The organism is Aquimarina muelleri DSM 19832, from assembly GCF_000430665.1.
GTDB classification, from domain to species: Bacteria; Bacteroidota; Bacteroidia; order Flavobacteriales; family Flavobacteriaceae; genus Aquimarina; species Aquimarina muelleri.
The window spans coordinates 58,554-76,786 of sequence record NZ_AUML01000023.1; the positions used below are offsets into that span (position 1 = coordinate 58,554).

Genomic DNA, 18,233 nt, shown 5'->3' on the forward strand with positions numbered 1-18,233 from the left:
TTATTTCTAAAAAAAACACGAAATGTTCGGCACACAAATGCATTGGATTACTTTTGTAATTCTCATCTTTCAAATATTGGTTTTATTCGCGCAAATCTTATTTTATTTTGCTAGGCCGAATGATCCATCCAGGATACGTTTTCTTATTCTTATTACTGTTTTTGTAATACATAATTTGTTGGCAGGATTATTACCAGATCCAAACATACCATTGTCTATATTTTTTCAAAACATCCTTACCTATGCAGGAGGGATTACGGCTGCGATATATTTGATTTATTACATCTACAAGGAATTTAAAATATTCTATTTTAAATTCCTTAAAATTAAATCATTAATACAAATAATGTGTATTTCTTTTTTTACTCTTTTCATTGTTCCATATTATTTTTCAAACGATTTACAATTTTCCAAAAAACTATTTTTAGGTGTACCGATACTTCTTTCTTCTATCTTTTCTATTCATATAGGAGCTTTTTTTTTAAAACGCTATACAAAAAAGAAAAATGAAGAGTCAAAATATATTAGAAATAGAATTCTAGCAGGGTTTTTGGGTTTACTCTCCGTACTAGCTATGACTATCACAGCTATTTTGGGAGATTATCAAGCAATAGAACAATCTACTATGAATTTTGGTTTAACTGCTGTTATAGCTACACATATTCATGAGTTTATTGTGCAAAGAAGAGAAGAGGCTTTCGTGTTAGCACAACTTCATGTTAAACAAGACAATATTCAAATACAAATTGCTAAAGAGATTATTGAAAATATTCTTATAAAATTTGAAAAATTTGAAAAAGAAGAGAGATACTTGAAAGGAAAAGTAACTTTAGGGTTGCTGGCAAAAAAATGGAAGACCAATTCCAAATATCTATCGCATATAGTCAATACACATAAAGGAAAATCATTTACTCAATATGTTAATGATCTAAGGATTGCTTATTTTAAGAAAAGAATAATAGTTGATGAAGAATTTAGGAATTATACCTTAAAAGCAATGGCTAAAGAGCTTGGATACACTTCTACAGGAACATTTGTGAACGCTTTTTATAAAAAAGAGCGCATAAAATTGTTTGATTATATCCAAAAGGTAAGGAGCAATTTTCGTAATCATCCCTAAAGGTTTAAAATCTAAAAATTGAACTATTCAATTATAGACTATATAAAATTGTATTCATAAAACGTAATCATTCTATTTTTTTGTCAAAAAAATAACCCCACGATCGATGAAGATCTGTGAGGTTATTTTTATAACAAATATTTTTATAAAATGTGATTACAGATTATTTTACTGCGATTACAGATATTTCTACATTTACAAATTTTGGTAGAGCAGCAACGGCAACAGTTTCTCTAGCAGGAGCAGTATCATCACTAAAATAAGCACCATAAACAGCGTTTACTTCAGAAAAATTATTCATGTCGTTTAAAAAAATAGTGGTTTTAATCACATTTTCAAATGTCATTCCAGCTTCATCTAATACAGCTTTTAAGTTTTGCATTACTTGTTCAGCTTCTTTAGTAATAGTATCTAATACTAATTCTCCTGTTTCTGGATTAATAGCAATTTGTCCAGAAGTATATAATGTATTTCCGCTTAAAATAGCTTGATTATAGGGACCAATAGGAGCAGGAGCTTTGGGTGTAGTTATAATTTTTTTCATAAGAAGAGTATATAGTTTTAATTTTATTTAATATTTTTTTCAAACCTACAACTGTCTATCTGGCTCTCGTCTTTTATCCCATTTAATATCACTAAGTACAGAAGATTTGATACCAATAAAGAAATTCCAAGATGTTCTATTACTAAAAGGAATCCAGTTAAAATTCATGATCCAACTTTCTAAATCTCTTTGAAATCTTAAATTTGTATAAGTAAACCCAGGGTTTTTAAGATCATATCCAGAGGATATACCAACAGACCATTTTGGGGCAAGCTCGACATCTCCAGAAAACATTATAGAATGTGAGGATATTTCATTTTGTCGTGCACTATTACTATAATTTACATTATAAGACAATCGCAATGACCAGGGTATTTTATAATTATAGTTCTTTACGTCTTTATCAGATTCTTTATCCTTAGACTTATCATAGGATTGTGAGTCTCCAAAATTTGTACCTCCTCCAAAAAGGTTATCAGGCCTTCCTTCGTTTCTAAAAGTTTGATTTTCGTAAGGATCTTCATTAGACTTTCCTTTATCAAAATCTTTACTAGAAAAAGAATATCCAAAATTAGCACTAGCTCTGGTTAAACGAAAAAGGCTACCACCATTATCTATATTCCAAACATCAATTTTACGATTATTATTGTCTAATGCATACGGATCTAATTGTGTATTAAAGTTAATGTCCAGTTTATTTTGGATAATAGGTATATTACCAGTAATAGATAATGGACTAAGCTTTAAAGAATCTCCAGCAATATTATATGAAGTACTTAAATTAAGATTATTTAGCAAAGTAATTTTTTTAGACTCTGTAGCAGTAGAGTCTTTGCTTTTTACTTTCATTTCTAGATTATTACTCAAAGAAAAACCAATACTGCTAGAAAACACATTGCTCGGAGCTCCAAAATATCCTCCTTCAAATCTAGAATATTCTACTACTTTAGTTTCATCAACATTAGTGGTATTAGGATTGTCTGTGACTGTATAAGAATCATAAAACTCACTAAAAGCAGGATTAATGTTATAGCTTACAGATGGTCTCATGGTATGTCGTATAGCTTCTACTTTATTCCCTTTCTTGAAATTAAAAGTACCATATATTGTAGTTCCTATACTAGTAGAAAAATTATAAGTTCTAAAGGAATCAAAACCTTTTATAGTATCTCGTACTATTTCTCCTGCGCCATCTTTTGCATCAGGATCGTAACTTTGTTTAATAGTTTCAAAAACCCAGTTTTCTTGAAAATTTGTTCCTGCGGAAGCACTTAAGTATTTAAATATTTTAAAATTTGTACTAAGAGGTATAGTGTGTTGCATGCCAAGTTGAGCATCATTAAACATTTTGGCTTTAAATAAGAGACTGTCTCTGGTGGTAATCCTGTTTTCTCCTCTAAAATTATATTGTGTATTTATATTGTGTATAATTCCTTTTTTAACTCCAATTTTTGGAGCAAAAGGAAATACTCTTGAAACACTAACACTTGTATTGGGTAGAGACAAGTTTACTACTTCTGTTCTGGTGTTAGAATTATGTGTTGCAGCAATATTAGCATTTACTTGTGGCTCTCCTTGAAATGTTTTAGAATAGGATATAGAGGAACTTAATTGATTGTTTAAGAAGTTACCAGTGTTTAATTGATTAGTGGATTGTTGAAAGAAATCACTACTACCAAAGTTTACAGAGGCAGAGAATCTGGAATTTGGATTAGATTTTGCATCTTGGCTATGCGTCCATTGTATATTATATGTTGTGGTCTTAGAAAAATCAGGAAAGCCTCGTTCGCTTTGTAAATTGTTCTCGTATCGAAACCTTAGATTACCTCTAAATTTATAACGCATAGCATAAGCCGATTCTGTAGCTAAAGTATAACTGCCATTAGTATAGTAATCCCCTGTTAATGTTAAGTCAACATAATCACTAATAGCAAAATAGTATCCTCCATTTTGCAAAAAATATCCGCGATTATTTTCCTCTCCTGGGCTAGGAAGTATAAATCCAGATGTCCTATCCTCAGTAAGCGGAAAATACCCAAAAGGTAGTCCCAATGGTGTTGGAACATCTGCAATAAACATATTAACTAATCCAGTTACAATTTTCTTTTTAGGAACAAACTTAATCCTTCGAGCATAAAAATAATATTCAGGATCATCAATATTATCTGAAGTAGTAAATTTTACATTCTTCATATAAACTACAGAATCATTTTCTCTTTTAGAAATCTCGTTTTTAATCTTAAACCCGTTTTGTTCTGTTCTAGAATTATAAATAAGTGCTTTTTCAGTGTCAAAATTAAAACGAATAGAATCTGGTTCTACCACATTTTGGGACTGTTTAAAAACAGGTGTTTGTGTATATTCGCCTAAAGAATCTTTAATGCCATATGCATATACTTCATTTTTTTTATTATCTACAACAATAAAACCAGCATTAATTTGCATATCTCCATAAACGATTTCAGCTTTGTCATAAAGGTACATTTTGTTTTCTTTATGACTTAGTCGCATATAGTCAACAGCCTTATAGACTACTTTATCTGTTAGTAATTGTGATTCTGTAGTGGTAGAATCTTGTTTTATAGTATCTAGTTCTTTTTCATTAAGTAGCTCCTCTGCATTAATCTCTATACCTTTTTGTGAATTGGTAATTGTATCTTGAGATGCAGGAATCCGTATTTCCTCAGTCTTGTTTGTTTCTTGTGCTGTAATTTGACAAAAACAAAACAGTGAAAAACTTAGTGAATAAAGTATGTAACGTACCTTTGTTTGCAATGGTTTAAATCCTATTTTTGTATAACTATGGCTTAGTTTTTGAAGTGTCAAAATTACATATATTTTTTATGCTTAGATTGTAATTCATAAAAAAATAAAAAATTATATCAAATACATGTTTTTTAAGCCATATAAACAGATAGAGATTTAAGTTTATTTTGTAGATCACAATCTTTGATTTTTAACTTATTATATTAAAAACTGAAACAATATCAAAATGTTTCAAAACCGATTAAATTATTTATAATTAATGAAACGAAGTATAGTACATAGTATTTTTCTAGTAGCCTTTATTTTTATAGAATCTACTTTTAGATTTTCTGTTTCTGCACAAGAAAAAGATAAGTTTGTTGTTGTTTTAGATGCAGGGCATGGGGGGCATGACCCAGGAAATAGAGGTAATGGTTATAAAGAAAAAGAAATAGCCTTAAATGTAGTTTTAGCAGTAGGATCTGCTTTAGAAAAAGACGGAAGGTTTAAAGTCGTGTATACCAGAAAAACAGACGAGTTTATAGAACTACATGAACGAGGTAGTATAGCTAATAAAGCAGGAGCAGATCTTTTTGTTTCTGTGCATTGTAATTCGCATAGATCTCAGGCTTCAGGAACAGAGACTTTTGTTTTAGGGTTACATGCAAATGATGATAATTTTAATGTAGCCAAGAACGAGAACTCGGTTATCCTTTTAGAAGATAATTATGAAGCAAATTATGATGGGTTTGATCCTAATTCTCCCGAGTCTATTATAGGTCTTACTTTAATGCAAGAGGAATATCTGGATCAAAGCTTAACTTTAGCTAGTTTTGTGCAAAATCGATTTAAAAAGATTTTGGATAGAAAAAGTAGAGGAGTGAAACAAGCAGGTTTTGTTGTGCTTCATCAAACATATATGCCAAGTGTACTTATAGAATTAGGCTTTCTTACTAATAATACCGAAGGGAAATATCTGAACTCTAAAAAAGGACAAGAACAAATGGCTAAATCTATAACAACTTCAATTATAGATTACAAAGAAAGCTTAGATGCTATTTATAAAGTTAATAAGCCTAAGGCATTAGAGGTAACAAAGGTTACTGCGAAAATGGAAGGGGATAAAGTATATGACAATATAACTTTTAAAGTACAAATAGCAGCTGGTTCTGGAGATATAGAGCTAAAATCGTTTAATTTTAATGGGTTGGATCAATTGTCAAAAAATAAAACAGGAGAGCTTTATAAATATTACTTTGGAAGTACATCTAACTATACATTAGCACAGGAACTTAAAGATATAGCAGTAGGAAAAGGATTCGATTCTAGTTTTGTTGTTGCATTTCGCAATAATGAATCAATTCCATTAACAGAAGCATTAAAAGCAAGCACATCTCCGAATTAATCTAAATAAATACTGATAATTACTTGAAAAATTATCTATAGAAAAGTATTTTTATTCTAAATTTGTGTCCTAAAATATAATCTATTTTGAAATTTACTAGAGAAGTCAAAACTGGAATATTAGCAATCTGCGCAATAGCACTCTTAATTTTTGGCTATAGCTTCCTAAAAGGAAAAAATCTCCTTGAAAACAATAGAACCTTTTATTCGGTTTATGATAATGTAGAAGGTTTAATACCTTCTTCCCCCGTTACCATAAATGGTAAAGTAATAGGGCAAGTGGTGTCTATAGGTTTTGTTGGTACTAAAGGAAAACTTGTCGTTGAGTTTAGTGTTGACAGTGATTTTTCATTCTCCAGAAATAGTATTGCCAAAGTATATAGTGCTGGATTAATTAGCGGAAAATCTATGGCAATAGTTCCTGTTTATGAAAAAGGATTGGAAGCAAAAGACGGAGATACTCTGCCTGGTAAAATAGAATCAGGCTTGCTAGAATTAGTAAATGATAAGCTAGAACCTTTACAAGAAAAGTTAGAAGCCGCAATAATTGAAGCAGATACTCTTTTGAATTCTGTTAATGGAATACTGAATGTAGACAATAAAAATAACTTGAATTCTATATTTAGAGATTTGAGTAGTACGGTAAAAAACTTTAATGCAGCTTCAGGGTCTTTAAATTCTATACTTTCTGGTAACGAAGGTAAACTAAATAACACGCTGGATAATTTGAATAAAATGTCCACAAACCTTAATCAGGTTTCTGGTTCTTTAGCTCAAATGGATATATCCAAATTAGCAAATAATTTAGAAACTGTACTAGCTAATTTTGATAAAATTTCAAAAGATCTTAATTCAGGAAAAGGAACTGCAGGAAAATTGTTGAAAGATGATAAATTATATAATAATTTAGAAGAAACAAGTAAACAATTAGAGTTATTGTTACAAGATTTACGATTAAATCCTAAACGATATGTTCATATTTCTGTTTTTGGAAAGAAAAACACTCCTTACGAAAAACCAACAGACTCAATAAATTAATCATTATGCAATATATACCTAACATTCTTTTTATACTTGCTTTAGCTGGTGGTGTTGGATATTTCATTAAGAATATCCGAAAAGTAATTCGTAATATACGATTAGGGAAAGATGTAGAACGTTCTGATAATAAAGGAGAAAGATTTAAAAACATGGCAAGGATTGCATTAGGGCAGTCTAAAATGGTACGTAGGCCAGTAGCAGGAATATTGCATATTGTAGTATATATAGGGTTTATTATTATCAATATTGAAGTGCTTGAAATCATAATAGATGGTGTTTTTGGAACACACAGAATCTTTGCCTTTTTAGGAGGCTTATATGATTTTTTAATTGGCTCTTTCGAGATTTTAGCACTATTAGTGTTAATTGGAGTAATAGTTTTTTGGATTAGACGTAATGTGATCAAGTTAAAACGTTTCTGGAATCCAGAAATGAAAGGATGGCCAAAGAATGACGGAAATCTTATTTTGTATTTTGAAATGGTGCTAATGACACTTTTTTTAGTAATGAATGCAACAGATCTTCAATTACAAGCTTTGGGAGCAGATCATTATATAAAAGCAGGATCCTATCCTATAAGTCAATATATCTCCCCACTATTTAATGGTATGTCAGAAACATCACTTTTAATTATAGAAAGAACATCTTGGTGGCTACATATTTTAGGAATTCTTGTTTTTTTAAATTACTTATATTTCTCCAAACATTTACATATAATGTTGGCTTTTCCGAATACATATTATGGAGACTTAAATCCAAAAGGAGAATTGGATAATTTAAAAGCAGTTACTAATGAAGTGAAGATGATGATGGATCCCGATGCAGACCCATTTGCAACTCCTGATGGAAATCAGGAAGAAGGAGAGCCAGAAAAATTTGGAGCCTCAGATGTGATGGATCTAAACTGGGTTCAATTACTTAATTCTTATACCTGTACAGAGTGTGGACGTTGTACTAGTGAGTGCCCTGCAAGTCAAACAGGAAAAAAACTCTCCCCTCGTAAAATAATGATGGATACCAGAGATCGCCTAAAAGAAGTAGGGGATAACATAGACAAGAATGGTAGTTTTATAGAGGATGGCAAACAATTATTAAATGATTATATTACCCCAGAAGAATTATGGGCCTGTACCAGTTGTAATGCCTGTGTTGAAGCCTGTCCAGTTAGTATAAGCCCTTTATCAATTATTATAGATATGAGACGATATCTTGTAATGGAGCAAAGTGCAGCTCCTTCTGATTTAAATAATATGATGTCTAACATAGAAAACAACGGAGCTCCATGGCCATTTAACCAGATGGATAGATTAAATTGGAACAACGAATGATATAAAAAATTAGTACTATAGATTAACCACTTTTTTAAACCAATTAAACCACAAATTATTAAAAATTATGAAGAAGGAAGAAGTAGATAGATTATTGAATGATAAGATAGAAGAAGGAGAGCATATTAGTCCAGTATTACCCGAAGGTATTAAAAACTATCTTATAGACATAGATGGAACTATTACTGAAGATGTACCAAATGAAGAACCAGAAAGAATGGCTACATGTTCACCGTTTCCAGATGCTTTAAAAACACTAAACAAATGGTTTGATGAAGGGCATATTATATGTTTTTTTACTTCAAGAACAGAAGACCATAGAGGAGTAACAGAAACGTGGTTACAAACACATGGTTTTAAATATCATAGTCTTTTAATGGGGAAACCCAGAGGAGGAAATTATCACTGGATAGATAACCACTTAGTGAAAGCAACCAGATATACCGGTAAATTTACCGAATTAGTAGAAAGAGTAGTTGCTATTGAAGTTTTTGATGACGGAAAACACGATTAAGATAAGAGTATTTATGATTTTAAATATGAAGCAAAAAATCATAAACTTTAAATAAGGATAATATGAGCGAGACAGTAAAGGTGCCAACAATGGCAGAATACATGGCTGAGGGTAAAAAGCCAGAAGTTTTATTTTGGGTAGGGTGTGCAGGTAGTTTTGATGATAGAGCTAAAAAAATAACTAAAGCTTTTGTGAAATTACTTCATAATGCTAATGTAGACTTTGCTGTATTGGGTACAGAAGAAAGTTGTACAGGAGACCCAGCCAAAAGAGCAGGTAATGAATTTTTATTTCAGATGCAGGCAGTTACTAATATTGAAGTAATGAATGCATATGAAATTAAAAAAGTAGTTACCGCATGTCCTCATTGCTTTAATACATTAAAGAATGAATACCCAGCCTTAGGAGGTGATTATGAAGTAATGCACCATACACAGTTTCTTAAATCTTTGCTAGACGAAGGCAGACTAAAGGTTGAAGGAGGTAAATTTAAAGGAAAACGAATTACTTTTCATGACCCATGTTATCTTGGTAGAGCAAATAATGTATATGAGGCGCCAAGAGATCTACTTAGAAAATTAGAGGTAGAGCTAATAGAAATGAAACGATGTAAGAAAAACGGTTTATGTTGTGGTGCAGGTGGAGCACAAATGTTTAAAGAACCAGAGCCAGGTAATAAAGATATTAATGTGGAACGTACAGAAGATGCTCTAGAAATAAAACCAGATATTATAGCTGCTGGTTGCCCATTTTGTAATACAATGATGACAGATGGTGTAAAGAGCAAAGAAAAAGAAGATAGTGTACAAGTATTAGACGTGGCAGAACTTATAGCCAATGCTCAGGATTTATAAAACTATCCCTATTATATAAAATTTTGTTAGAGTTAGTATGTGTATTCATATTAACTCTTTTTTATAAACACAAATAGTAATACTTTTTGTTACTTTAGTAAAAAATAGTCATGTTAGTAGATTTTAATACTCTTCCTGATACATCCAAGGTGTGGATCTATCAAGCAAACCGATCCTTCTCTTCAGATGAGTTGGAGGATATTGAGAAAAAAATAAATAATTTTTTAGAACAATGGACAGCTCATGGAGCAGATTTAAAATCTGGTTATGAGATTAAATATAAACGTTTTATCGTCATTGGTTTAGATCAGGGTACAAATGCTGCAACAGGATGTTCTATAGATGCTTCAGTTCATTTTATTCAGGAATTAGAAAAATTATACGCTGTAGATTTAATAGATAGAATGAATGTATCTTTTAAACAAGGAGAATTCGTTGCCTATAAAGCACTTAACGATTTTAAAAAAATGGCAAAAAATAAATCAGTATCTCCAAATACTATTGTTTTTAATAACTTGGTAACTAATATTGCCGAATATAGAACCAATTGGGAAGTTCCTGCAAAAGATAGTTGGCATAACCGTTTTTTAAACTAATATTTTTGTGCAGCATATAATTATAAAGTATATTTCTTTTTTATTATTTCTTATAACGTATAGTGTTTACGCTCAATCAGAAAACCCTTTAATAGTAAAGGATTTTGAAGCTCAAAAAAAGTGGGTAGATAGTATATATAATAGGATGACTTTAAAAGAAAAAGTTGGTCAGTTATTTATGGTAAGTGTATCCTCTTCAGATACGCAAAAGAAAAAAGATGAAATAAAATCATTGATAGAAGGTTTTCAAATTGGAGGAGTTATTTTTTCAAAAGGAGGCCCCGTAGAACAAGTAAAGTTAAATAATGAATACCAACAATTATCCAAAATACCATTGCTAATAGGTATGGATGCTGAGTGGGGTTTAGGGATGCGATTAGATTCTACCCAAATTTTTCCTTGGAACATGGCTCTTGGAGCTATAGAAGATGATAAGTTAATAGAAGAAACAGGAAAACAAATAGCAAAACATTGCAAGCGAATAGGAGTTCATATTAATTTTGCACCTGTTGTAGATATTAATACAAATCCTGAAAATCCAATCATAGGCAACCGATCTTTTGGAGAAGATAAAGAGAAAGTAACCCAAAAGGCATTAGCATTTATGAAAGGGATGCAGCTTGAAGGAGTCATGGCTAGCGCAAAACATTTTCCAGGTCATGGAGATGCAGATAGTGATTCTCATAAAACATTACCAACTATTAATTTTGACGCAAATAGAATTGATAGTGTTGAGTTGTATCCATATAGAAAACTAATAAAAAGAGGTTTGTCAAGTATCATGATTGCTCACCTTAATGTTCCAAGTATAGAATATAGGTCAAATTATCCTTCATCGATTTCTAAAAAAGTAGTTACTAATTTATTAAAGGATAGTCTGCAATTTCAAGGGTTAATTATTACAGATGCCCTTGATATGAAAGCAGTGTCAGGCTCTGAAGAACCAGGAGATATTGATCTAAAAGCTTTTTTGGCGGGTAATGATATTCTTTTAATGTCAGAAGATGTGCCGCTAGCATCACAAAAAATAGTTTCAGCTTACTATTCAGGTACCATAACAGAAGAACGTTTGTCATATTCTGTAAGAAAAATTTTGTTAGCTAAATATAAAGCAGGGCTTAATAAATATGCGCCAATTAAAACAGATTTTCTTTTTCAACAATTAAACAGTAAAAAAAACGAGGTCTTATATCATGAATTGGTAGAAAACTCTCTGACAATTATTAAAAATGATAGAGAAATACTACCCATTAAAAATTTAGATATAAAAAAAATAGCTTACGTTTCTTTAGGAGACGCTTCTGGAGATGTTTTTTACGAAGAGTTAAGTAAATATGCTAAGGTAGATTGGGTAAAAGGTAATCAATTAGGAGAAATAATGGAGCAATTGCGTAATTATAATTATGTTATTGTTGGTTTTCATAAATCCGATAATTCTCCTTGGGAAGAATATAAATTTAAAGATAAAGAATTAGTTTGGCTGTATGAGATAGCAAGAGCAAATACTACAGTTCTTAACGTCTTTGCCAAACCTTATGCAATGCTCGATATGTTAACCACTACTAATTTAGAAGGCATAGTAATGGCATATCAAAATAGCGAAATTGCACAAGAAAAATCAGCACAATTACTTTTTGGAGGAATAGATGCAAAAGGAAAGCTTCCAATAAGTATAGGTGAAGAATTTCCTGTAGGGACAGGGTATAAAACCAAAGCGTTACAAAGATTGACTTATGGTCTGCCAGAAAGTGTAGGTATGAACTCCTATAAATTAGCAAAAATAGACTCTATAGTTAATATTGCTTTGAAAGAAAAAATGGCACCAGGAGTTCAACTTATCGTAGCTAGAAAAGGGAAAGTAATATTCAACAAAAACTATGGATATCATACTTACGATAAATTTAGAAAAGTAAAAGGGAGTGATGTATATGATTTGGCTTCTCTGACTAAAATATTAGCAACATTACCGCTGGTTATAGAATTAAAAGATAAAGGAATAATATCTTTAAATACAAGAGTAGGAGAGATGTTGCCTTCTTTTAAAGATTCTAATAAAGAACATATCACAATTAGATCTATGTTATCACATTATGCAAAACTAAGAGCATGGATCCCATTTTATGTTTATACAATGGATTCTATAACAAAAAGACCAGATAAAAAGTATTATAGAAATACTCGCTCAAACGATTTTAACATAGAGGTAACAAATAATCTTTATTTTAGAAGTGATATGAAAGATTCACTTCTTTTGAAAATTAGAGATAGTGATTTGCGTAGCAGACTGAGTTATAAATATAGTGACTTGCCATTTTATCTTTTAAAATCATATATTGAAAGTCATTATAAAAATACATTACATAATCTAACACAACAACATTTTTATAAATCTCTTGGAGCAAACCATGCTACATACTTACCCTTAACAAAATTCAAGAAAAAAGAAATAGTTCCTACGGAATATGACAGGATCTTTAGAGATGAGATTGTACACGGATATGTTCACGATCAAGGTGCTGCTATGCTAGGAGGAATTGGAGGGCATGCAGGATTGTTTTCAAATGCTAATGATGTAACCAAAATAATGCAAATGTACCTTAATGGAGGAAGTTATGGAGGTAAACAGTATTTTAGTAAACAAACATTAGAAGAGTTTAATACCTGTTATTATTGTCACAGAAATGTTCGTAGAGGTATAGGCTTTGACAAGCCTCAACTAGGAAATGTAGGACCAACATGTGGTTGTATTTCTATGACGAGTTTTGGACATAGTGGATTTACAGGTACTTTTGCTTGGGCAGATCCAGAACATGAAATTATATATGTTTTTCTAAGTAACCGTACTTTTCCTAATGCAGCAAACCGAAAACTCATATCTAGTGATATACGTTCAGAAATACAAAAAATAATTTATGAAGCTATAGATTATTAATATTTTAATCTACAGAGTATCATTTTTAAAGCCTTTAGAATATGAAAGTTAAGATTTCGGATCAAGGTCCTGTTTTTTCAAAAATAGTGGCAGGATGCATGAATTGGGGAGAATGGGGAGTTAATTTAACCGTAGATCAGGCACAAAAATTGATAATGGATTGTCTGGATAGTGATGTTACCACCTTTGATCATGCAGATATCTACGGACATTATACAACAGAAACATTATTTGGTAATGCCATTAAGAAAAAAAATGCGCTGCGTGAAAAAATACAACTTGTAACCAAATGCGGAATTAAACTGGTGACCCCTAATCGATCAGATAATGTTATAACATCATATAATACCAGTAAAGAATATATTATAAATTCTGTAGAACAATCTTTAATAAATCTGCAAACAAGTTATATAGACCTTCTTTTAATTCATAGACCAAGTCCTTTAATGAATCCAGAAGAGATTGCCGAAGCCATTATAAAACTTAAGAAGGATGGAAAAGTACTGCACTTTGGAGTTTCTAACTTTACTAGAACACAATTTGAAATGATGAATACCTTTATACCTTTAGTAACTAATCAAATAGAGGCTTCTGTATTACAATTAGATCCTTTTTTAGACGGTACTCTGGATCAATGTATTACTGAAAAGATTAAGCCTATGGCATATTCAGTGCTTGCAGGAGGAAAATTATTTTCTAAAAACCCAGATGATAGGGGTGTACGAATTAATAAAGTAGTTAGCCGATTGGCAGAAAAATATAATACTACTTCAGATCAGATTTTAATATCTTGGATATTGAAACATCCATCTGGTATTTTACCAATTATTGGTTCTACCAAAAGTAATCGTATCCAATCTGCTGTAAAAGCTTTAAGAATTGAAGTTAGCGATGAAGAATGGTTTATGATTTGGGAAGCATCTACAGGTAAACAAGTTCCTTAAGTATATTATTTGTTTGATCAACTAGTATTTGAAAAAGATAAGAACTCTTGGGTTTAAAAACTTATAAATTGGTTTATATACTTGTAAAATATGTTTTTTAGATATATTTATATACGTAAACAAATATGTAGTAATAAAAACTATATAAAAATGAACCCTCTAACCCTGTCATGTATCAAATGAATAATTGTAAAATAACACTTATAGGATTATTTTTTGCTATTTTTCTTTATGTAGTATCTATTGCTTTTGAATTAGATTTATTTGCGTAATTAGTAAGTCTGTTAGCAAGACTTGAAAAATATGACTTTGATGAATTAATAATACCAGCAGCACTTTTTTTTGTATTTCTTTTTATAGATACAAAGCGAAATAGTAAAAAAGTACATATAGAAAATGTTAAATTGAAAATTTATAAAGCAATGCTATCTTCAAGCCATCATATATTAAATAACTTTATTTATCAAATGAATATATTTAAAATGACAGCAGAAGAAACTCTTGGATTTGATTCGGAAATCTTAGCTTTTATGAAGAAATCATAGATAATACAACACGTCAGATTAATTCGCTAAGTAGCCTTACTGTTATTGATGAAAACATTATTCGAGCATCAGTGATGGGCGCAGGATGTGTGATATAAGGTAAATTATTTTTCAAAAAAGCTAAAAACAGATCCTCCATATTTTCTTGCATTACTGAAATAAGGAGACTTTTCCAGAGAGGTATGTTTAGAGTGTTCGATAATTAAAACACCATCTTTGTTTAATAAATCATTTTCAAAGACTAAAGATGGGATTTTAGAAAATTGATCATCTGTAAAATTATAAGGTGGATCTGCAAAAATTATATCTGTTTTACGTTTCACTTTTTCTAGATAGCTATAAACATCACTTTTGATTGTTTCTATAGAAAAATCTAACTCTTTTGCTACACTTTTAATATATCCTAAACATGCATAATGAGAATCTACAGCAGTTATATCTTGAGTGCCCCTAGATATAAATTCATAACTAATATTTCCTGTTCCTGTGAAAAGATCTAGAACAGTAATATTAGAGAAACTGTAGTTATTTGCTAATATATTAAATAAAGCCTCTTTGGCCATATCAGTAGTTGGGCGAACTGGTAGCTTTTTTGGAGCAGTTAGTCTTTGTCCTTTATATTTTCCTGAAATAATACGCATATTAGAAGTGGCTTAATAAAACAAAATGTTGATGAGGCTCAAAAAAGCCTACATTAGGTGCTAATTTAAAGTTTCGAAGAAGATTACCAAAACTAATATTCCGAATGTATTTATGTGCTATTTTAAAAAAATCACTATCCTTTAAAAGATTACCTAGAAAAACTAACTTAAACTCTTCTGGGTTCAATTTTAATTGCTCTGTGGTATACATTAAGTAGTATAGAAAATCTTCTTTAGTTTGATAAGGGAAAGTGTTACTTAAAATAAGATTGCCTTTGCTAATAACTACTATGTCAAAAGAAATTTCATTTATGTTAGCAAAAACAGTAGTAGATTTATTGTTCTTTTCTTGTATAAGTAAAGAATTAATCAATATGCTACTAGCATGTTTATATGTAAATGATCCAAAAGATTCAAAAAAGAAATTATTAATATTAGTATAGGGTATATATACAGATACAATATCATGTTGATCTAATTCGTCATAAGCAATAAAATCATTTTCGAGTACCTTTATATTAAATTTAAGATAGTCGCTTAATAATTCTTGTTTAAATAAAGATTTTGGAACAACAGTATATAAATCATTTTGATATATTACTTCTATCGTGTCAAATGATTTTTTTAATTGATCGTTATGGTCAAAAGCGTATTTTACTTTTTCAAGGGCCTGTTTAGGGGTTAGCTGTATGCCAAAATTTTCATGACTTAAAGACATAACCTGACTCTTTGAATTATCTAAAATACAAAAAGAAAGTCCATTCAAGCTTACTTGAATGGACAATGTATTTAATTTAGTATCGGTTTTATTGGTCGTTTGCACCATAAGTCATAGGCCAGTTTCCAGAAGTTTTAACTTCGGTCATTGATCCTGCCGATAGAAAAGGTCCATTTACTCCATCTACAGATTGTACTTCTTTTTCCTGAGATAAAAGATCTTTATCTTGATCATGTAAAAGTATGTCTTTAGAGACTTTAACTTCAAAAACAGGAATCCTTAGATCATTTTTATTAATGAAACCAGCATCCATTTCAAAATTAGCATCAAGACCTTCAATTGGTATCTTCATCATCTTTTTGTGATTCCCTGTTTTAAATAAAGAATCTTTTACAGATGCGTATCCAAGAGTATCAATAACAACAGTATCTCTTGGTTCATCAATTTTAAGTATTTTGTTGAATCTAATAAAACTAGAGTCTCTTCTTTGGGTTAAAGTAAATTTAGCAGTATCGATAAATGTAATTAATTGGGCTGGATCTTTTGCGAATTTTCCAGTTATCGATCTATATGCTAATTGTGCAGTACGGATATCCCTCAAATTCTCAACAGCTTTAGCATATCGAACTTGCTTTATTTTATTGAACTTAACAGGACCGTTAACAGAATTGAATACTAAGTATCCTAAGAATCCTATAACTATCCACAGAACTAATTGAACAACAATTTTCATTTTATGATTTAGCTTTAAACATTAGTGTATACGCAAATCTACAATTTTTTTTTAATCGTAAAAGTTTATTGCCAAAAAATCATCCTTATCTTTGAATTATTAGCAGAGATATGAATCGTACAGATATTTTTTTTTAATGAAGGAAAAAGAGTTTTATGAAATACTAAAAAAAGATTTTCCTTTTGAACCTACTATAAAACAAGATATTGTTCTTCAAAAACTATCTCATTTTATGTTATCAGGATCAAAAGAATCACTTTTTTTATTAAAAGGGTATGCAGGTACCGGAAAAACTACTTTAATAGGAGTTTTGGTTAAAAATCTATGGAAGGCAAAATTAAATGCAGTTCTTTTAGCACCTACAGGAAGGGCAGCCAAAGTAATTAGTAATTTTTCGGGTAAACAAGCTCAAACTATTCACAGAAATATTTATTACCCTAAAAAAAATAAAAGTGGAGGGTTGGCTTTTCAGTTAAAACAAAATAAAAATCGTAATACGATTTTTATTGTAGATGAAGCTTCAATGATTCCGGATACGCCAAGTGATAGTAAATTGTTTGAGAATGGTTCGTTGTTAGATGATTTAATGTTGTATGTGTATTCAGGATATAATTGTAAGATATTATTTATAGGAGATACCGCACAGTTACCTCCTGTGAGATTAGAAGTTAGTCCAGCTTTAGATGCTAATAACCTTTCGATAGGGTTTAATAAAGATGTTACTCAAATAGAGTTGGATGAAGTTGTTCGGCAAGCAGAAAATAGTGGGATATTAATGAATGCTACTCGGTTAAGAGAAATTTTGAATGATGGATTTTATGATTCATTTCAATTTCAAATAAACGGATATCCAGATGTGGTAAGATTTTTTGACGGTCATGAAATAATGGAAGCCTTAAATGAGGCGTATTCAAGCTCAGGACATGAAGAGTCAGTAATTATATTACGATCTAATAAAAGAGCAAATATTTATAACCAACAAATTAGATCAAGAATACTTTTTCAGGAAGAAGAACTCTCTTCTGGTGATTACTTAATGGTAGTTAAAAATAACTATTTTTGGTTAGATAATAAAAGTGAAGCAGGTTTTATAGCAAATGGAGATATAATTAAGGTTTTGGAAATTTATTCCATAAAAGAACTTTATGGATTTAGATTTGCTATTGTTAACATTGAAATGGTCGATTACCCTAATCAAAAACCTTTTGAAACAGTATTGTTATTAGATACTTTAACCTCAGAAACTCCATCTCTAACGTATGAAGAGTCTAATAAATTATATCAAGAAGTGATGAAAGATTTTGAAAATGAGGCGTCTAAATATAAAAAATTTATAGGAGTTAAAAATAATAAGTTTTTTAATAGCTTACAGGTTAAATTTTCTTATGCAATAACTTGTCATAAATCGCAAGGAGGACAATGGGATAATGTTTTTATAGAACAACCTTACCTTGCTGATGGAATAAATAAAGATTATTTAAGGTGGTTGTATACTGCTGTTACTAGAGCTAAGAAAAAATTATACTTAATAGGATTTAAGGATGATTTTTTTTATGAAAATTAATAAGCGTAAG

At 30.5% G+C, this 18,233-nt stretch carries 15 protein-coding genes; 10 read left to right on the top strand and 5 right to left on the bottom strand.

Features of this window, described 5'->3' with window-relative positions; all coding sequences use genetic code 11:
- The first annotated feature begins 22 nt into the window (after positions 1–22).
- Complete coding sequence (locus tag H527_RS0110420; protein ID WP_155837861.1) at positions 23–1,120, top strand: helix-turn-helix domain-containing protein; 1,098 nt, start codon at positions 23–25, stop codon at positions 1,118–1,120.
- A 163-nt stretch (positions 1,121–1,283) separates the two neighbouring features.
- On the opposite strand, the gene H527_RS0110425 is transcribed toward H527_RS0110420, so the two are convergent.
- On the bottom strand, positions 1,284–1,664 hold the full coding sequence (locus tag H527_RS0110425; protein WP_027412668.1) for a RidA family protein: 381 nt from the start codon (positions 1,662–1,664) through the stop codon (positions 1,284–1,286).
- Positions 1,665–1,709: 45 nt separating this feature from the next.
- The gene (locus H527_RS0110430; RefSeq protein WP_027412669.1) at positions 1,710–4,490 is read right to left on the bottom strand and encodes a putative LPS assembly protein LptD; all 2,781 of its coding nucleotides are present in this window, start codon (positions 4,488–4,490) and stop codon (positions 1,710–1,712) included.
- A 199-nt stretch (positions 4,491–4,689) separates the two neighbouring features.
- On the opposite strand from H527_RS0110430, the gene H527_RS0110435 reads away from it, so the two are divergent.
- The 8 genes from H527_RS0110435 (at position 4,690) to H527_RS0110470 (ending at position 14,022) form a co-directional block, all read left to right on the top strand.
- Positions 4,690–5,814, top strand: coding sequence for an N-acetylmuramoyl-L-alanine amidase family protein (locus H527_RS0110435; protein WP_027412670.1), 1,125 nt, complete (start codon positions 4,690–4,692; stop codon positions 5,812–5,814).
- 86 nt (positions 5,815–5,900) lie between these two features.
- The gene (locus H527_RS0110440; RefSeq protein ID WP_027412671.1) at positions 5,901–6,851 is read left to right on the top strand and encodes an MlaD family protein; all 951 of its coding nucleotides are present in this window, start codon (positions 5,901–5,903) and stop codon (positions 6,849–6,851) included.
- Positions 6,852–6,856: 5 nt separating this feature from the next.
- The gene (locus tag H527_RS0110445) at positions 6,857–8,182 is read left to right on the top strand and encodes a 4Fe-4S dicluster domain-containing protein (protein ID WP_027412672.1); all 1,326 of its coding nucleotides are present in this window, start codon (positions 6,857–6,859) and stop codon (positions 8,180–8,182) included.
- Positions 8,183–8,249: 67 nt separating this feature from the next.
- A complete protein-coding gene (locus H527_RS0110450) occupies positions 8,250–8,696 on the top strand; it encodes an LNS2 domain-containing protein (RefSeq protein WP_027412673.1) in 447 nt (148 codons plus the stop codon).
- A gap of 62 nt (positions 8,697–8,758) precedes the next feature.
- A complete protein-coding gene (locus H527_RS0110455) occupies positions 8,759–9,550 on the top strand; it encodes a (Fe-S)-binding protein (RefSeq protein ID WP_027412674.1) in 792 nt (263 codons plus the stop codon).
- Between the two features lie 110 nt (positions 9,551–9,660).
- Positions 9,661–10,146, top strand: coding sequence for a hypothetical protein (locus tag H527_RS0110460; RefSeq protein ID WP_027412675.1), 486 nt, complete (start codon positions 9,661–9,663; stop codon positions 10,144–10,146).
- 7 nt (positions 10,147–10,153) lie between these two features.
- A complete protein-coding gene (locus H527_RS0110465; RefSeq protein ID WP_035087838.1) occupies positions 10,154–13,078 on the top strand; it encodes a serine hydrolase domain-containing protein in 2,925 nt (974 codons plus the stop codon).
- A 41-nt stretch (positions 13,079–13,119) separates the two neighbouring features.
- A complete protein-coding gene (locus H527_RS0110470; RefSeq protein WP_027412677.1) occupies positions 13,120–14,022 on the top strand; it encodes an aldo/keto reductase in 903 nt (300 codons plus the stop codon).
- 649 nt (positions 14,023–14,671) lie between these two features.
- On the opposite strand, the gene H527_RS0110475 is transcribed toward H527_RS0110470, so the two are convergent.
- The 3 genes from H527_RS0110475 to H527_RS0110485 are packed head-to-tail and all read right to left on the bottom strand — an operon-like array spanning position 14,672 to position 16,659.
- Positions 14,672–15,208: an RsmD family RNA methyltransferase gene (locus tag H527_RS0110475; protein ID WP_027412678.1), complete on the bottom strand. Its 537-nt coding sequence runs from the start codon at positions 15,206–15,208 to the stop codon at positions 14,672–14,674.
- A 1-nt stretch (position 15,209) separates the two neighbouring features.
- Positions 15,210–16,034 (bottom strand): DUF3822 family protein, encoded by an 825-nt coding sequence (locus H527_RS0110480; protein ID WP_035087840.1) that lies wholly within the window; start codon positions 16,032–16,034, stop codon positions 15,210–15,212.
- Positions 16,015–16,659, bottom strand: a complete 645-nt coding sequence (locus tag H527_RS0110485) for a hypothetical protein (protein WP_027412680.1) — start codon at positions 16,657–16,659, stop codon at positions 16,015–16,017. The genes H527_RS0110480 and H527_RS0110485 overlap by 20 nt, the downstream gene beginning before the upstream one ends.
- Before the next feature lie 136 nt (positions 16,660–16,795).
- Here H527_RS0110485 and H527_RS0110490 point away from each other — a divergent pair, with 136 nt between their 5' ends.
- A complete protein-coding gene (locus H527_RS0110490) occupies positions 16,796–18,223 on the top strand; it encodes an ATP-dependent DNA helicase (RefSeq protein WP_027412681.1) in 1,428 nt (475 codons plus the stop codon).
- The last annotated feature ends 10 nt before the right edge of the window (positions 18,224–18,233 follow it).

Coding starts and splice junctions, on each gene's coding strand:
- H527_RS0110445 (WP_027412672.1), top strand. CDS start 6,857: ATGCAATATATACCTAACATTCTTTTTATACTTGCTTTAGCTGGTGGT.
- H527_RS0110475 (WP_027412678.1), bottom strand. CDS start 15,208: ATGCGTATTATTTCAGGAAAATATAAAGGACAAAGACTAACTGCTCCA.
- H527_RS0110450 (WP_027412673.1), top strand. CDS start 8,250: ATGAAGAAGGAAGAAGTAGATAGATTATTGAATGATAAGATAGAAGAA.
- H527_RS0110480 (WP_035087840.1), bottom strand. CDS start 16,034: ATGGTGCAAACGACCAATAAAACCGATACTAAATTAAATACATTGTCC.
- H527_RS0110470 (WP_027412677.1), top strand. CDS start 13,120: ATGAAAGTTAAGATTTCGGATCAAGGTCCTGTTTTTTCAAAAATAGTG.
- H527_RS0110420 (WP_155837861.1), top strand. CDS start 23: ATGTTCGGCACACAAATGCATTGGATTACTTTTGTAATTCTCATCTTT.
- H527_RS0110460 (WP_027412675.1), top strand. CDS start 9,661: ATGTTAGTAGATTTTAATACTCTTCCTGATACATCCAAGGTGTGGATC.
- H527_RS0110490 (WP_027412681.1), top strand. CDS start 16,796: ATGAAGGAAAAAGAGTTTTATGAAATACTAAAAAAAGATTTTCCTTTT.
- H527_RS0110425 (WP_027412668.1), bottom strand. CDS start 1,664: ATGAAAAAAATTATAACTACACCCAAAGCTCCTGCTCCTATTGGTCCC.
- H527_RS0110455 (WP_027412674.1), top strand. CDS start 8,759: ATGAGCGAGACAGTAAAGGTGCCAACAATGGCAGAATACATGGCTGAG.
- H527_RS0110435 (WP_027412670.1), top strand. CDS start 4,690: ATGAAACGAAGTATAGTACATAGTATTTTTCTAGTAGCCTTTATTTTT.
- H527_RS0110485 (WP_027412680.1), bottom strand. CDS start 16,659: ATGAAAATTGTTGTTCAATTAGTTCTGTGGATAGTTATAGGATTCTTA.